This window comes from Rhodococcus sp. IEGM1428, assembly GCF_050321865.1.
Taxonomy (GTDB): domain Bacteria; phylum Actinomycetota; class Actinomycetes; order Mycobacteriales; family Mycobacteriaceae; genus Rhodococcoides.
Window position 1 is genome coordinate 613,407 of sequence record NZ_JBNQFW010000002.1, and the last position, 14,204, is coordinate 627,610.

The 14,204-nt window shown below is 66.1% G+C and carries 16 protein-coding genes; 6 read left to right on the forward strand and 10 right to left on the reverse strand.

Annotation, left to right across the window (positions count from 1 at the left end):
• Nucleotides 1-10: 10 nt before the first annotated feature.
• From ACQR3T_RS11465 to ACQR3T_RS11480, 4 genes are all read right to left on the reverse strand, one after another.
• Nucleotides 11-835 (reverse strand): ESX secretion-associated protein EspG, encoded by an 825-nt coding sequence (locus ACQR3T_RS11465; RefSeq protein WP_428693472.1) that lies wholly within the window; start codon nt 833-835, stop codon nt 11-13.
• Nucleotides 832-2,010 carry a PPE domain-containing protein gene (locus tag ACQR3T_RS11470; protein WP_428693473.1) on the reverse strand — a complete coding sequence of 393 codons (1,179 nt, stop codon included), beginning with the start codon at nt 2,008-2,010 and terminating at the stop codon, nt 832-834. The genes ACQR3T_RS11465 and ACQR3T_RS11470 overlap by 4 nt, the downstream gene beginning before the upstream one ends.
• An 83-nt stretch (nt 2,011-2,093) precedes the next feature.
• The gene (locus ACQR3T_RS11475; RefSeq protein ID WP_032381057.1) at nt 2,094-2,405 is read right to left on the reverse strand and encodes a PE family protein; all 312 of its coding nucleotides are present in this window, start codon (nt 2,403-2,405) and stop codon (nt 2,094-2,096) included.
• An 88-nt stretch (nt 2,406-2,493) separates the two neighbouring features.
• Nucleotides 2,494-3,060 (reverse strand): histidine phosphatase family protein, encoded by a 567-nt coding sequence (locus tag ACQR3T_RS11480; RefSeq protein WP_428693474.1) that lies wholly within the window; start codon nt 3,058-3,060, stop codon nt 2,494-2,496.
• A 282-nt stretch (nt 3,061-3,342) separates the two neighbouring features.
• Here ACQR3T_RS11480 and ACQR3T_RS11485 point away from each other — a divergent pair, with 282 nt between their 5' ends.
• Both ACQR3T_RS11485 and ACQR3T_RS11490 read left to right on the forward strand, forming a co-directional pair.
• Nucleotides 3,343-3,537, forward strand: coding sequence for a CbtB domain-containing protein (locus ACQR3T_RS11485; protein WP_037186564.1), 195 nt, complete (start codon nt 3,343-3,345; stop codon nt 3,535-3,537).
• Nucleotides 3,528-4,325, forward strand: coding sequence for a CbtA family protein (locus ACQR3T_RS11490; RefSeq protein ID WP_428693475.1), 798 nt, complete (start codon nt 3,528-3,530; stop codon nt 4,323-4,325). Before ACQR3T_RS11485 ends, ACQR3T_RS11490 begins: the two co-directional genes overlap by 10 nt.
• Nucleotides 4,326-4,465: 140 nt before the next feature.
• Here ACQR3T_RS11490 and ACQR3T_RS11495 read toward each other — a convergent pair whose 3' ends face one another.
• Nucleotides 4,466-4,798, reverse strand: a complete 333-nt coding sequence (locus ACQR3T_RS11495) for a metallopeptidase family protein (RefSeq protein WP_080734486.1) — start codon at nt 4,796-4,798, stop codon at nt 4,466-4,468.
• Between the two features lie 13 nt (nt 4,799-4,811).
• Nucleotides 4,812-5,903, reverse strand: a complete 1,092-nt coding sequence (locus tag ACQR3T_RS11500) for a septum formation family protein (RefSeq protein WP_032381060.1) — start codon at nt 5,901-5,903, stop codon at nt 4,812-4,814.
• A 24-nt stretch (nt 5,904-5,927) separates the two neighbouring features.
• Between ACQR3T_RS11500 and ACQR3T_RS11505 the strand changes: the two genes are divergently transcribed.
• Complete coding sequence (locus tag ACQR3T_RS11505; RefSeq protein WP_032381061.1) at nt 5,928-6,320, forward strand: ankyrin repeat domain-containing protein; 393 nt, start codon at nt 5,928-5,930, stop codon at nt 6,318-6,320.
• Between the two features lie 11 nt (nt 6,321-6,331).
• Nucleotides 6,332-7,585, forward strand: a complete 1,254-nt coding sequence (gene serS, locus ACQR3T_RS11510) for a serine--tRNA ligase (RefSeq protein WP_428693476.1) — start codon at nt 6,332-6,334, stop codon at nt 7,583-7,585.
• Between the two features lie 43 nt (nt 7,586-7,628).
• Here serS and ACQR3T_RS11515 read toward each other — a convergent pair whose 3' ends face one another.
• Nucleotides 7,629-8,507: a hypothetical protein gene (locus tag ACQR3T_RS11515; protein ID WP_428693477.1), complete on the reverse strand. Its 879-nt coding sequence runs from the start codon at nt 8,505-8,507 to the stop codon at nt 7,629-7,631.
• A 101-nt stretch (nt 8,508-8,608) separates the two neighbouring features.
• Here ACQR3T_RS11515 and ACQR3T_RS11520 point away from each other — a divergent pair, with 101 nt between their 5' ends.
• Together ACQR3T_RS11520 and ACQR3T_RS11525 are read left to right on the forward strand one after the other, a co-directional pair.
• Nucleotides 8,609-9,349 carry a lysophospholipid acyltransferase family protein gene (locus ACQR3T_RS11520; RefSeq protein WP_037152791.1) on the forward strand — a complete coding sequence of 247 codons (741 nt, stop codon included), beginning with the start codon at nt 8,609-8,611 and terminating at the stop codon, nt 9,347-9,349.
• Nucleotides 9,350-9,358: 9 nt separating this feature from the next.
• Nucleotides 9,359-9,844, forward strand: a complete 486-nt coding sequence (locus ACQR3T_RS11525; protein ID WP_428693478.1) for a GNAT family N-acetyltransferase — start codon at nt 9,359-9,361, stop codon at nt 9,842-9,844.
• Here ACQR3T_RS11525 and ACQR3T_RS11530 read toward each other — a convergent pair whose 3' ends face one another.
• The 3 genes from ACQR3T_RS11530 to ACQR3T_RS11540 form a co-directional block, all read right to left on the reverse strand.
• Entirely contained in the window at nt 9,845-11,299 is a 1,455-nt protein-coding gene (locus ACQR3T_RS11530) for a sensor histidine kinase (protein WP_428693479.1), read from the reverse strand. It lies immediately after the preceding gene.
• Nucleotides 11,296-11,979: a response regulator transcription factor gene (locus ACQR3T_RS11535; protein WP_428693480.1), complete on the reverse strand. Its 684-nt coding sequence runs from the start codon at nt 11,977-11,979 to the stop codon at nt 11,296-11,298. Before ACQR3T_RS11535 ends, ACQR3T_RS11530 begins: the two co-directional genes overlap by 4 nt.
• A gap of 61 nt (nt 11,980-12,040) precedes the next feature.
• Entirely contained in the window at nt 12,041-14,128 is a 2,088-nt protein-coding gene (locus ACQR3T_RS11540; RefSeq protein ID WP_428693481.1) for a DUF222 domain-containing protein, read from the reverse strand.
• Nucleotides 14,129-14,204: the final 76 nt, after the last annotated feature.

Consider the following 14,204-nt stretch of genomic DNA (forward strand, 5'->3'; position numbering starts at 1 on the left):
CCTGTGTTCGTCAGACCCGGCATTCCCGAGCCGACTCGATCAACTCGGTCAGCGCCGCCGTCACCTTGCGGTCCGTTGCCCCGGTCAATGAGCTCCAGGACGTGCCGTCGGCGGCCAGGGTGGAGGTGGCGACGATGCGTCCGGCTCGGGTATCGAACAGGGCGACGGGTCTACCGGCAACGTGCCGGGTGCCGTGTCTGGGCGCCACAGCCGTGATCTCGGTTCTGCCGGCGCACGTGGACATGGCCGATGCCAGGGCCGACGCGCGGTCGTTGGCTATTCCGATGCGGCCGAGGCGGGACGCGGTTGCTCCGACATCGCTCGGTGCGGCATCGAGGGCCTCGGCCAACAATGCGGTGGGAGCGTTGATGACGCCGGGGTCGAACGGCGTAGCGGCACCGATCGTCACAGCGAGATCTCGGGCCGGGTCGCCGTGAATGACGCGGATGGTGACGACGTTCTCTCGCCGGACCGCGGCGACCGTGATCCGGTCGTCGGACGCAACGCAGATCCGGGTGGTGGGAGCCGGCTCGTCGCTCTCGACGTCGAACACTCGCGCCGAGACGTACCAGTGCGGTTGTTCGAGAACCCGCATCCACTGTTGCAGATCCTCGTGAACTCGGCCGCCGGTGATCAGGCCGACGTTGTCCAGTGCGTCTCGGCCACGACCGAGGGCGCGATCTCGGGCAGCGGCGTCGTCGAAGCGCGGAAACACGTCGAGGACGACGGGTAGTTCGGCTATTGACAGCTCGTCGACCAGGAAGTCCATCTCGTCCACACCGAGCGCGGCGTTCGGCAGTGTGTGGCCCACCGGCACGGTTCCCAAGTCGATCAACGGCCGTTTCCGCTGGTATCGGGTACAGACAGGGCGGGATCCGCACCGATGACGGACGGTGCGACGGTACGGCCGTCGGCGAAGTGCTCGAACTGCTTGAGGTAGTCCGGGGTCTCGTGTTCGTCGTCCTCGGCCTGGCCGCGTGCGCCCGATGCGGGCGCACCCGCCGTGCCGGTCCCACGCTGTGCGAGGCCCCCGTCGGCGGCGGTGGGTGCGCCGAACGCGTTGGCAGGGCCGCTCTGGCCCGGACCGAAGAGCGTCGAACCGCCACCGGCAGGACTCGGCGCAGACCCGGGCATTCCGACACCGCCGAAGCCCTCGAGTCCGGCACCTCCTGCTCCGAACGAGACCGGACGCGTGGAGGCCGGGCCGACCGCGAGAGACGCCGAACCGTTGGACGCGAATCCGTGACCGCCGCCGACCCCGGATCCGCCGGACAGTGCCGTCGACCCGATGGTGGACGCCGCAGTAGCCACGGTGGATACACCGGTACTGGCGATGGAGGTGGCAGCGCTACCGATCTGGCCGGCGGCTGCGGCGACTCCGGGATTCTGCGTTGCCGCCATCAGGCCGCCGATCGCAGCCTGAACGGGCGAGGTCATCACAGCATTGGCGAACTTTCCGAGGCCGCTGCCGGAATCGGACACGATCGCGGGCGGATGATCGAAGGTGGTCTTGACGATGCGGTGCGAGTTGACCAGCTCGAATCCCTCCATCACCAGGGCTGCCCGGATGTCGAGGAACCGGTCTGCCACCTCGGCTGCCTCGTAGCTGCCGTTCAGCGCGCCGCCCGTGGAGGCGGCGGTGACCTTGGCGGCCTGCACGACGCCGATTTCCGCCAGTGACGGCATGGTCGCGAGCGCCACGCCATAGGTGGTCCCGGCGGCGGGAGCCTCGACCGACAGCGCGGCCGCTTTCAGTGCCGTTGCACCGGTCCACGTTGCGAAACGTGCGAGCGCGGCCTGAGCGAGGAGGGCCGAATCGCCCTCCCACCCGGCGGTCAACGCCGCAGTGACCGCGGCGATACTCGCCGATGCCTCCGTGAACGCCGCAGCAACCGAACCCCACGCGCCGCCGGCGACGTGCAACGGCACCGGACCCGGCCCGAGCAGTCGGGTCGAATTTCCCGTTGCCGTGCGCGGTAGCCACACCACACCTGTCACTCCGAGCGTCATCCTCTAGCCCCCATGATGTTCGAGCCCTGCATCGTTTCTTGTGGTGCGGTCGAGTTGTGGTGCAGTCGAGTTCGGTGCGAGCGTCAGATGCCGGGTAAACCGGGTAGGCCACCCGCTGTGTCGTCGTCGGTGGCCACGTAGTCCGCGGCCTGCTTCCGTAGTTCCTCGGCAGCGCGGTGTAGCTCTGAAATGCCCTGTGCTGCAGCAGGTCCGAAGGTATCGGCCGCGGTGCCGAAGAATCGTTCGGTGAGTAGAGAAACCTCGTCGGTGCCGGGCGGCAGAGGCCGCACGGGAATCGCCGTCGCGGTGACGGCGGCCTGCAACCTGGCGGCGACGGCATCGAGCTCCGACGCAGCGAGCTGCAGTGCCACCGGATCCACCTTGATGACGGTCATGAGCCACGCCCCCCCGATCGAAGAACTTCCACTGTCGGTAGGTAGGACGCCACCGTGCTCGGTTTGGTTCCATCGAGGCGAGAAATACTCAGATCGACTTCTCGGCCACCGAACCGATCGTCCACGAGCCGCCACGACGACTGACGGATGTGCGGCTGAGTGGCGACACGTCGACCCGCCAGAACGACCGAACCGGAGCCTCCAACACCAGCACCACCACGGCCCGAATCACAGCGGGAGAGGTCACCGCCAGCGTGCGACCGGGCGTCGAACCGACATCGTCGAGCCACGTCTGCACGCGAGAGAACAACGCGACCAGAGACTCGCCGCCCGGCGGCACGAACGCCGCATCGCTGAGCCACGCCATCGCGTCGGCGTCGGGCAGATCGGTCATCTCGAGTCCGGACCACCGGCCGTAGTCGATGTCGGCCAACGCGGGTTCGACCGAGATGTCGGTGCCGAAGATCTGCGCCGTGGCCATCGATCGAGATTCCGGGCCGGACAGGACGCGGTCGGCTCGGGGAATGTCGGTCACCGCAGCAAGGTCTCGCACTCCCGAGTCGTCCAGCGGCTCGTCGCCGGGAAATCGGCCGGTGCGCATCGCGGCGGTTCTGGCGTGGCTCACCAACATCAGTCGGGTCACGGGCGCAGGCACAGTGTCATTGTGGCGCAGCCTGGTGTCATTGTGGCGCAGTTGTCACTCTGGCGTCGAGCCGCGGTCGGTCAGGACAGCGATTGACACAGCGTCGTGTTCGGTGCCACAGTTCGCAGGTTAGACGCGATGTACGCAGGTAATCCGGTGAAAATCCGGAACGGTTGCGCCACTGTGATCGACGTCGGGCATATGTCCGAATTCGAGAGCCAGAAAACTCGTACATCGCATGGCCGTCTCTTCTTTTCGGAAGGGACTACGGGACGCATATCCCAGGAGGACACCATGGCAATCACTCATTCCCCCAGTAATGCGACGGAGTCGGCGGCCCTCGCCGTCATCGTCGCCGCGACGATACTGCTCGCTTTCGTCGTGCTCTACCTGGTCGGCTTCGATCAGGGCGCGATCTCCCGCAGTGGCATGTACATGCACGAACTGATGCACGACGGCCGCCACCTGCTGGGTCTGCCATGCCACTGACCGACACCACCCACCGCCCGACGCTGCAGGGAACGTTCGTTCAGTTGCTGCTACGAGGGCTGCTCGCCGGACTCGTCGCGGGCCTGCTCGCCGGTGCCGTCGCCTTCGTCGTCGGCGAGCCGCACATCGACTCGGCCATCTCCATCGAGGAGGCAGCAGGCGAGGCTCATCACGCCGACTCCGACACGACGGCCGCGCACTCGCACGGCGACGAGGATCCGCTCGTCAGTCGGGACGGACAACGCGTCGGACTGTTCCTCGCCACCGGACTCGCCGGCCTGGCACTCGGCGCGATCTTCGCGTCGGCACTGCACTATGCCCGACGCTTCAGCGCCCTCCCGGGCTCGATCCTCGCGCTCGTCGGAGCCGGTGCCGGGTGGTTGGCCATCGAAGCGGTGCCGTTCTTCAAGTACCCGGCGAACCCGCCGGCCGTCGGAGATCCGGACACCATCACCCAGCGCACGTGGCTGTGGCTGGCATCGGTGATTCTCGGCCTGCTGGCCGTCGGAGTTGGAATCTATGTCGCGAAGGTCGTGGCATCGCAGCATTCGGTGGCAGTCCGCGTCGGCGCACCGACCGTGGCGTTCTTGGTGATCGTCGGCATCGGTTACGCACTGTTGCCCGGAATCAACGAGGTGGGCGCGGACTTCCCGGCAACTCTGCTGTGGGAATTCCGACTGTCGTCACTGGCCACGCAGGCAACCCTGTGGCTGGCCCTGGGATTGGGCTTCGCGTTCCTCACCGACCGCGCAGTTCGACCTGTTCGCCGAGAGGTAGTTGCGGCGTAGCCCAGTGTCCGCTTCGCCCCCCGGTTGGGATGAATGCGCCATTCAGGCCATCTGAGTGACTGAAACCCACATTCATCCCAACCTGGGGGTGCTGGGGGGTGTGCGACTGAGGTGAGTGCGGTCGGGATGAGCGAGTGTGCTCAGCCGAATCCGAGTTGATGCAGGCGCTCGTCGTCGATGCCGAAGTGATGTCCGATTTCGTGGGCCACGGTGATGGCGATTTCGCGTCGAGCCTCGGTTTCGTCGTCGACCATTTCGAGGATCGGCTTGCGGTAGATGGTGATGACGTCCGGTAGGTGTCCGCTGTATTCGTAACGCTCGGTGAGCGCGATGCCCTCGTACAACCCCAGGATGTCCTCGGTGGGGTGTTCCTCCTCGACGAGCACGACCACGTTGTTCATGAAGTCGGTGAGCTCGCGCGGCAGGGTGTCGAGGGCGTCGGACACGGCTTCCTCGAAGTCGACGCGGGTCATCTGGGTGGGGATGTCAGCCTCCGGTGGTGATCGGAGCAGCACCGGGCAGCGGAGTGGGCAGCGCGCGGCCGTCGGGAGCCGATGGCGGTGGGACAGGCGCTGCACCGTTGATGAGAATGTCGCCCTTGGCACTGCCGACGATGGTCGCGAATCCGCCGGAATCGAGTTCCTTGCCCACTGAACACGTCACCTGACGGCTACCGGCGAGCCAGCTCGCGACGTCGATGGTGTCCCAGAACAGGGTCAGCGTCTTGTCGCGTAGTGCCGTGTCCGAGCCGAGATAGCCGTTGACGGCGTCGGTGCAGGTGCTCTCCAGATACGCGTCCTGGTCGCCCTCCGACGGGTGCCCGCCGGGGAACTGCTGCGTCAGGTTGATCACCGAGGCGACCTCGAAGGCGTGCGGTGCCGAGCAGTCCACCGGATCTGCGGGCACGTTCTGATTGATGCCGATGCACGTGCCCGTCGGCCAGACCTTGGACTGATCCTGGTCGAGGATCGAACCGGTCATTTCCAGCAGAGCTCCGGTGTTCGACGGCATCTGCACCCCGCAGCGCAGGGTTCGCTCGCCCTTGGCCCACCCGGCCTGGCTGGGGAACATCAGCCCGACGCCGAAGAGTCCGTTGGGATCGAACTTTGCACCGACGTAGTCGTCGACGGCGGCCGTGCAGTGTTCGTCACGCAGCTGGCCGAACCGGATGGATCCGGGATACTGCGAACCGGGACCGAACTCGACGCCGGGGTAGACGCTCATGTCGATGTCGCGAGCGACCTCGAAGCGATGAGGATCGGCGCACGACACTTCGGCGAGATCCTGTCGGTCGGTCTCCGGATCGTCGGTGGGCGTCCATTGCAGGCACGTACCGGGATCGGCTGCACCGAACGAGGATGCCGATACGGGTCCGTCGGTCACCGGACCGCTGGCTGCCGAATGGGTGGTGATCTTCTCGGGTGCCGAGAACCCGTCGGAGAGGAACGCCGTCGCACCCGCGGCCAGCACTGCACCGACCGCAACCATGGCGAGCCCTCGTCGGGCGGTGGTTGCGGAGAGAGTTCGCCGATTCCGGCTCTCTGGGGGGTCTGTTTCGTTCGCGGACATCGCCTCCATCATGCCCGAGTATGTTCGGTCCTCATGAGCGACCCGACAGGTGACGACGACCTCAGCGAGCTGGCCGGCCGACTGTTCACGATGGCGCGCACCGGCGATGCGGCCGGTCTGGCGAGCTATGTGGACGCGGGCGTTCCGGTGAATCTCCACAACGAGTCCGGGGACACGTTGGTCATGCTCGCGGCCTATCACGGGCATGCCGATGCGGTGCGCGTGCTGGTCGAGCGCGGTGCCGACGTGAACAAGCCCAACGACAAGGGGCAGACCCCACTCGCGGGTGCGGTCTTCAAAGGCGAGGATGACGTGGTCCGAGTTCTCGTCGACGGAGGAGCCGATCCCCACGGGGGTCACCCGTCGGCCATCGATGCCGCCACGATGTTCGGACGCGAGGACTACCTGGGGTTGCTCGGCAAGTAAGGTTCCCTCTCGTGATCGACCTGAAATTCCTTCGCGAAAATCCTGACGCCGTACGCGCCTCGCAGCGCACCCGAGGCGAGGACCCCGCCCTCGTCGACGCGCTTCTCGATGCCGACGCGTCCCGCCGGGCCGCCGTGCTCGCCGGAGATCAGCTGCGCGCCGAGCAGAAGGCATTGGGCAAGAAGGTCGGAAAGGCATCGGCCGAGGATCGTCCCGCGCTGCTCGCCGGCGCGTCGGAACTGGCCGCCAAGGTCAAGGCCGCGCAGGCCGCCGAGGCCGAGGCCGACGCAGCTCTCGACACGGCACACCGCGCGATCTCCAACATCGTTCAGGACGGCACACCCGCAGGCGGCGAAGACGATTTCGTGTTGCTCGAGACGGTCGGCGACATCCCGGAATTCGATTTCGAGCCCAAGGACCACCTCGAGCTCGGTGAGTCGCTGAACTTGATCGACATGGAACGCGGAGCAAAGGTCTCGGGCTCACGCTTCTACTTCATGACCGGCTACGGCGCGTTACTGCAGCAGGGTCTGCTGCAGCTCGCCGCGCAGAAGGCCGTCAAGAACGGGTTCACCATGATGATCCCGCCGGTGCTCGTGCGGCCGGAGATCATGTCGGGAACCGGTTTCCTCGGCGCACACGCAGACGAGATCTACCGCCTCGAAGCCGACGATCTCTACCTCGTCGGAACCTCGGAAGTTGCTCTCGCGGGCTATCACTCGGGCGAGATCATCGACCTCGCCGACGGCCCCAAGCGCTACGCCGGTTGGTCGTCGTGCTTTCGTCGTGAAGCGGGCAGCTACGGCAAGGACACCCGCGGCATCATTCGCGTCCACCAGTTCGACAAGATCGAGATGTTCTCGTACATCAAGCCCGAGGACGCGGCGGCCGAGCACCAGAAGCTCCTGGAGTACGAGAAGGAGATGCTCGCCGCGGTCGAGTTGCCGTACCGCGTCATCGACACCGCCGGCGGAGACCTCGGCTCATCGGCCGCGCGCAAATTCGACTGCGAAGCGTGGGTTCCCACCCAGAAGGCGTACCGAGAACTGACCTCGACCTCGAACTGCACCACCTTCCAGGCCCGACGCCTCGGCGTTCGATACCGCGACGAGAACGGCAAGCCTCAGATCGCCGCGACCCTCAACGGTACCCTCGCCACCACACGGTGGATCGTGGCAATCCTGGAGAACCACCAGCAGGCCGACGGCACCGTCCGGGTCCCGGAAGCCCTCGTGCCCTTCGTCGGGACCGACGTACTGACGTAATCGGGTCGTTCCGCAGGCTCCACTCCGGCAGTAGCGGTGCAGCTCAGGCGATGTCGCCGATGCAGTAGCCCTCGCCGCCGACGGTCAGTACGAACGTGCGGTTCTGGTACGCCCCCGAGGCATCGATGATGTCGGCATTGACCTGCGTGTAGATGCCGTTCTGAGCCGTGACGAACACGCTGTCGGGATCGAACGAGGTGATGCTCGGCAGAATCGCCGGGTTCTGTGCCAGAGGTGGGGCAGTAGGAGACCCGGTGCCGTTTGGATCCCACGTGCCGCGACTCTCGCACACGAGGGGGTAGCGCTCCTCCACGTCGTCCCGGTTGACCGGAATGCCGGCGATGCGTCCCAGATAGCGATCGACGGAATAGGCCGCGTCTGCCGCGTCGAACACGGGGGCGGTGCCGGTGGGGTAGACGGTAGGGCAGGCGTAGCCGGACGCGATGTCACTGCGCTTGATGGCGACCGTCGCAGTGGGCCCGGTCCACGTCACCGCGTACTGACCGTCGACGGCGGGAGCAACTACTGCAGCGAGGATGGCGCCGGTGTCGAAATACATCGTCGGGATGTCGGTGGGCGGGACGGTCCAGCACTTTGCCGTCACGACACCTATGCCGCCGCCGGTTAGATCGTTGACGAACGGCCGCAGCGCCGCCGCGGCCTCAGGATTGCCGGGGGCTTCGCCGACGGGTGGCCCCGGTGGGATGGGCGGGGGAGCCGGGGTAGTGATTGTGGTCGACGGCGATTCCTGGGTGGTCGACCCGTCGGCTGTGGACTCGACTGTGTTGCTCGGCGAGGCGGCCTGATCGGACGGGATCCCGACCGCGGAATCGCAGGCACCGACCAGTGCAATCGTCGCGATCAGCGGCAGCGCGGTTCGGCCGACTCGGCTGCGCCGCGGTGGTGCCGCTCTGTTCTTCACGTGTTTCTCTCCCCCATAGCTCTTCTACCGAACTGCGCACGACCCGACCGCACTCTGCCGCACCTTTCTCCGGCCCCGTCCACCGACTACGCTAACCGACTGTGGAACCCGTCTACCGATCAGTCATCGGCATAGCTCGCACCGTGTTCGCGTTCGAGGGCCTGAAGTTCGAGGTCGAGGGCGAGGAACACATCCCTGCTACCGGTGGCGCTGTCATCGCCGTCAACCACACCGGATACATGGACTTCACCTACGCCGGACTGCCACCGCGGCGAGTGAAGCGCTACATCCGCTTCATGGCCAAGAAGGAAGTCTTCGACAACAAGATCTCCGGCCCCATCATGCGTGCGCTGCGGCACATCCCCGTCGATCGTGGGGCAGGTGCCGAGTCCTACAAGTCGGCGGTGGAAAGTCTGCGCAACGGCGAACTCGTGGGCGTGTATCCCGAAGCCACCATCAGCCGAAGCTTCGAGATCAAGGAATTCAAGTCCGGTGCAGCGCGCATGGCCATCGAAGCCGGCGTCCCCATCATCCCGACGGTCATCTGGGGCGCGCAGCGCGTGTGGACCAAGGGCTACCCGAAGCGATTGGGCCGCACCAACACTCCGATCTCCATTGCCGTCGGTGAGCCGATCGCGCCGGTCGGACCGCCGAACGAACTGACCGACAAGCTACGCGCGGTGATGCAGAAGATGCTGCTCGAACTGCAGGAGAACTACCACCACGAGCCCGGCGCGTACTGGGTGCCGGCCCGACTCGGCGGTAGTGCGCCAACCCTGGAGGAAGCCGACAAGCTCGACGCCCAGGACCTCGCGGCACGTGCGGCCAAGCGCGCCGAGTAGAACTGTGCGATGAACCTCCGCGGTGAACGGGTCGTGCTACGGCCCGTCGCCGCCGAGGATGTGCCGGAGCTGCGCCGAATTCTGCACACCCCCGAGGTGTACATGCGGTGGGGCGACGAGGACGCCGACGAGAACTGGCCGTTCGACGACCCGGAGGCGGTCCGGATGATTGTCGAACTCGACGGTGCCGCAAGAGGATTGATCCAGTACTTCGAAGAACCGGATCCGATGTACCGGCATGCGTCGATCGACATCTTTTTGGATCCGGCAGTGCACGGCCGCGGAGTCGGAAAGGATGCCGTGGGGACGCTGGTGCGCTACCTGACAGTCGATCTGGGGCACCACCGCCTGGTGATCGATCCGGCTGCCGACAATGCGATAGCGATTGCGTGTTACAGCGCAGTCGGTTTCGAGCCGGTCGGGATCATGCGCAAATACGAGAAGGGTCCCGATGGCTGGCACGACAGTCTGCTGATGGACCTGATCGTCGAGTAGCTATCGCCCGTTCGCCGGAGTGGAGCCCGCGGAGCGACCCGTGAGGCCAGGAAGTGACAGGCGAAATCTCGCGCCCGTAGGCCCTGCGGCACAGACCAGTTCACCGCTGTGTGCGCGAGCGAGCGTCCGTGCGATCGAGAGCCCGAGCCCGACGCCGCCGGAGGAGCGATCGCGCGCGGAGTTCAGCCTGACGAGCCGCTCGAAGATGCGCTCACGGTCTGCCTCTGGAACGCCGGGCCCTTCGTCGTCGACAGTGACTACTGCCTCGTTGCCCACTGAATTCACGGCGACAGTGATACTGCCGCCTCTGGGCGTGAAACGACTGGCGTTGTCGAGCACGTTGGACAGAATCTGCTCGATTCGGCCTACGTCCACCCGAACCGGAACCGGTTGCGCCGCATCGATATCGAACCGAATGTGCGGGGTGAGCAGAGCTGCTCTCTCCACCGTGCGGCGGGTGACGTCTGCGAGGTCGGAATCTGTCAGCTCGAGGTCCGAAGTATTGTCGGCGCGAACGGAATCGAGCATGTCGGATACAAGACGCGATGCTCTGGCGGATTCGCCGACGAGCAACTCGCTCCAGCGTGCGACTCGATCGGGGCGTTGCTCGGCATCGCGCTGCAGCGACTGCGCCAACGCCGAGATGCCGGCGACCGGTGTGCGCAGCTCGTGTGCGGCATCGGCCAGGAACCGGCGCATGTCCTCCTCAGCGAGCTTGGCTGTGCGTGCGGCCGAGGCCTCGCGTCGTTCGGCGTCCTCGAGGGCGTCGAGCATCTCGTCCACGGCCGATGCCGTACGGCCGAGGTCGGTGTTCGGTTTGGTGGGGAGCAGGCGTCTACCCCTGTCGCCGTTGGTGATTCGGCGTGCGACAGACGTCATCGAGTCCAGCGGGGACAGTGCTCGTCGCACGGCAAAGGTCAATGCAGCGGCGGCCAGTAGCAGCGTGACGGCTCCCGCCCCCAGCATCAGGATCCGGAGTTGACGCCGAACGTCGGCGATCGCGGTGGTGTCACCGAGGAGCGACAGTGTCGAGCCATCGGGCAGGGGTTTCGTGATCTCCAGCGAATCCGAAGGTGGGGCAGGCGGATCGGGCGGTCCCGGGGGAGTGGGAGCATTCGACGGGCCGGACGGAGGGTTGGGTGCCGCGGGCCGATCGCCCTGCGCGGGAGGCTCGCCGCCGGGAGCCCCGTACACCGTGCCGTCCGCAGTGGTGACGCGAACTCTGATGGCGTCACCCTGAAGGGCCTGCACCAGATCCTCGGATCCGATGCCGCTCTCCACGAGCTCGACAGCACGGGTTGACCGGTCCGACAACCGTGCTTCCAAGTCGCGCCGAAGCTGTTGACCGAGTACGACATCCACCGAAGAGCCGACGATCACCAGCAACACCGCGAACAACACGACGACGGTGGCAACCACCCGCATTCGCAGCGAGGGGGTCGGTGTGCGTTTCACTGCGGAGCCCGCAATGCATAACCGAGGCCCCGGACGGTATGGATCAACCGCGGCCCATGGGCTTCCATCTTGCGACGCAACGCACTGATGTGAACTTCCACCAGGTTGCCGTCGTACGCGCCGTAGCCCCAAACCGATTCGAGGATGGACGTTTTGGAGACTGTGCGTCCGCGTTGCGCGACCAAGAACGTCGCCAAGCGAAGCTCTGTCGCCGTCAGGTCGAGAACCTGACCCGCCCGAGTCACAACTCCGGCGGACTCGTCGACCAGTAGATCGCCGACCTGGACTGCATCGGACGACCGACCGCGGCGGCGCAACACCGATTTTGCGCGGGCAACCACCTCGTCGAGCTGAAATGGCTTGACCACATAGTCGTCGGCACCGTCACCCAGTCCGCGCAGTCGGTCGGCCAGTTGATCCTTCGCCGTGACCATGATGATGCCCGCGTCGGTGCTCTGCCGGACCACGTCGATGAGAGCGAAACCGTCTCGCGCACCGGGCAGCATGACGTCGAGAATCACCACATCGGGCCGGAAGCCTGCCATCGTGGTCTCGAAGTCGTCGCCGTCGGGTAGGGATGCAGCGGTGAATCCCGCGTCCTCGAACGCGGCCACCAGCGCTTCCCGGATGGGCAGCGAGTCCTCCACCACCATCACCCGGGGAGCGGAACTGTATGTCATGCCTCGATTGTCACCCACGAGCTGAAGTGATCCTGAAGATGCGCCCGGCTTCAGGGTGTCTTCAGCTAGCGGCGGCAATGTCGGTGACAGAACGAAACGAACGAGACAGTCCGAACAAGGAGTGAACGTGAACGATCAGACTCAGCCGATTCCCGCCGCATCGAACCCCGAGCCCGCACCGAGTGCCGAGGCCGACACAGCTCGGGCGAACAAGCCGAAGCGTTGGAGGGGACGCGTACCGCTGGCAGCGACCGCAGCAGCGGGTCTCGCCGTCGGAGCCCTGGTGACGGCGGCAGTGTTCGCAGCCACCGGACCCGACGTTTCGCCTGGCGTTTCCACGGCGGCGTCGTCGTCCGCCCTCGGACAGCGGACCGACGGTGGTGGCGGATCGGACGCATCCAGCACACCGGCAGCCCCGGAGTCCACCGACGGTTCGACGGCCCCCGCACCGGCTGACGGTGCAACACCGCCGGCCCCGGGTGACGGCGCAACTCCGCCTGCCCCGCCCGCGGGTGGTCCGGGCAAGGGTGGCCCCGCTGAGGGCGGTCCGGGTAAGGGTGGACCGGGCGCAGGTGGCCCGGGTGGTGCTGTGTGTGCACCGGAAGACGGTGCGACGCCGCCGGCTCCGCCCGCCGAAGGTGATGGTGCGACTCCTCCCACACCGCCGGCAGCTCCCGCTGATGGTGCGACTCCGCCTGCACCGCCGGCAGGTCCCGCTGATGGTGGGACTCCGCCTGCACCGCCGGCAGCTCCCTCGGGTTCCTGAGCTCAACCTCCTCCAGCCCCGCACCGTGTTCTCGGTGCGGGGCTGGTCTCGTTGTCGGTGGTTATGTGATGTGGGGGCCGGCTCGGGCGTGGGATTGTCGGGTTCTCGGGAGGGGTCGACGGTGGCCGGTGGGATGAACCAGGGGTGGTTGTCGGCGGCGATGAACACTTCCCAATCCGAATGGTGGATGAGTCGGTGGTGGAATCCGCAGAGCAGGACGAGGTTGTTCATGTCGGTGGGTCCACCGTCGGTCCAGTGCCAGATGTGGTGGCCTTCGGTCCAGGCTGCGGGTTTGCCGCAGCCGGGGAACGCGCACCCGTGGTCGCGGGCGGTCAACGCGCGTTTCTGTTTCGCGGTGACAGTGCGGGCGGTGCGAGCGAGGTTGATCGGGGAACCGTTCTCGTCCATGACGATGGCGGTGAGAAGACAATCGCAGGCCAGTTGGCGGGACGTATTGCGGGAGAGTGGTCCCATCCAGGGCATCCAACCGACGGTGGTGCCGTCGCCGAACAAGTCGCGATACGCGCCGCGATCGGCGGTGGCTGGCCGGCTGTCGTTGTCGGATTCGGTTGCGATGCTGCCATTCTCAGAGTCAGAGTCGCTGTCGGCGTTCATGGTGCTGCGGAGGTCGGTGAGATCGCGGAGGCTGATGTGTAGGTTGACGTGCGGCTTCTCTCCGCCCTCGGTGGGTCGGTTGCTGGAGGCGAGGTAGCGGTCGAGGATGTGTCCGAAGGCGTCGGCGCGGCGTTTGGCGGGGCCGCGTTCGTCTTGAGTGCCGTCGGCGGCGGGCTGGGGTTCGGTGAGCTGTGAGAGTGCGGTGAGCAGTTTTTCTCCGGTGACAGCGTCGAAGTCGGCCTTGAGCACCAGCCGCCCGTTGAGGGTTGTGGAGGCGAAGAGTTCGTTGCGGTCGGTGGCCTCGGGGGGAAGTTTCTTGCTGCCGAAGGTGTCCTCGAGTTTGGTGATCGCTTCGCGGATGCGGCCGGCACGTGCGCCGGGTCCGCTCGCAGCCTTGATCATGGCGGCGCGGGCGATGTCCTGGCCTTCTTGCGGGAGGTTCTTCGGTGGTGTTTCGGCGAAGGCGAGGATCAGAGCGGCATGGTCGACGGACATGACGCCCGTGTTCACGGCGTCGGCGATGTCGGGGAAGTTCTTCAGTCCGCGGGCCAGGGCGACGATCTTGGTCGCTTTACTGGGGGAGAGCAGGGTGGTGGAGGTGAGCCAACCGGCGGGCCCGGGGAAGCCGAGCTTCTCGCGGGAGACGCGAGTATCGATCTCGGCGACGAGGGCGATACGTCGGGCTTCGAGCAACTGGATTCGGTGGGAGACATCAGCAGCGTCGGCGAGGAGTTCTGCCTCGCTCAGTTGCCAGATCTCCGTTGTCATGGATCAAGTGTATCGAACGTGCGTTCGACTGACAATCATAGTGCAATCGAAAACTATTGTCTTGCATAAGGATTCG

What these genes read in the sequence shown, in the direction of transcription:
- ACQR3T_RS11470 (WP_428693473.1), bottom strand. Translation starts at nt 2,010, where the DNA reads ATGACGCTCGGAGTGACAGGTGTGGTGTGGCTACCGCGCACGGCAACG.
- ACQR3T_RS11475 (WP_032381057.1), bottom strand. Translation starts at nt 2,405, where the DNA reads ATGACCGTCATCAAGGTGGATCCGGTGGCACTGCAGCTCGCTGCGTCG.
- ACQR3T_RS11485 (WP_037186564.1), top strand. Translation starts at nt 3,343, where the DNA reads ATGGCAATCACTCATTCCCCCAGTAATGCGACGGAGTCGGCGGCCCTC.
- ACQR3T_RS11490 (WP_428693475.1), top strand. Translation starts at nt 3,528, where the DNA reads ATGCCACTGACCGACACCACCCACCGCCCGACGCTGCAGGGAACGTTC.
- ACQR3T_RS11495 (WP_080734486.1), bottom strand. Translation starts at nt 4,798, where the DNA reads ATGACCCGCGTCGACTTCGAGGAAGCCGTGTCCGACGCCCTCGACACC.
- ACQR3T_RS11500 (WP_032381060.1), bottom strand. Translation starts at nt 5,903, where the DNA reads ATGGAGGCGATGTCCGCGAACGAAACAGACCCCCCAGAGAGCCGGAAT.
- ACQR3T_RS11505 (WP_032381061.1), top strand. Translation starts at nt 5,928, where the DNA reads ATGAGCGACCCGACAGGTGACGACGACCTCAGCGAGCTGGCCGGCCGA.
- ACQR3T_RS11525 (WP_428693478.1), top strand. Translation starts at nt 9,359, where the DNA reads ATGAACCTCCGCGGTGAACGGGTCGTGCTACGGCCCGTCGCCGCCGAG.
- ACQR3T_RS11535 (WP_428693480.1), bottom strand. Translation starts at nt 11,979, where the DNA reads ATGACATACAGTTCCGCTCCCCGGGTGATGGTGGTGGAGGACTCGCTG.
- ACQR3T_RS11540 (WP_428693481.1), bottom strand. Translation starts at nt 14,128, where the DNA reads ATGACAACGGAGATCTGGCAACTGAGCGAGGCAGAACTCCTCGCCGAC.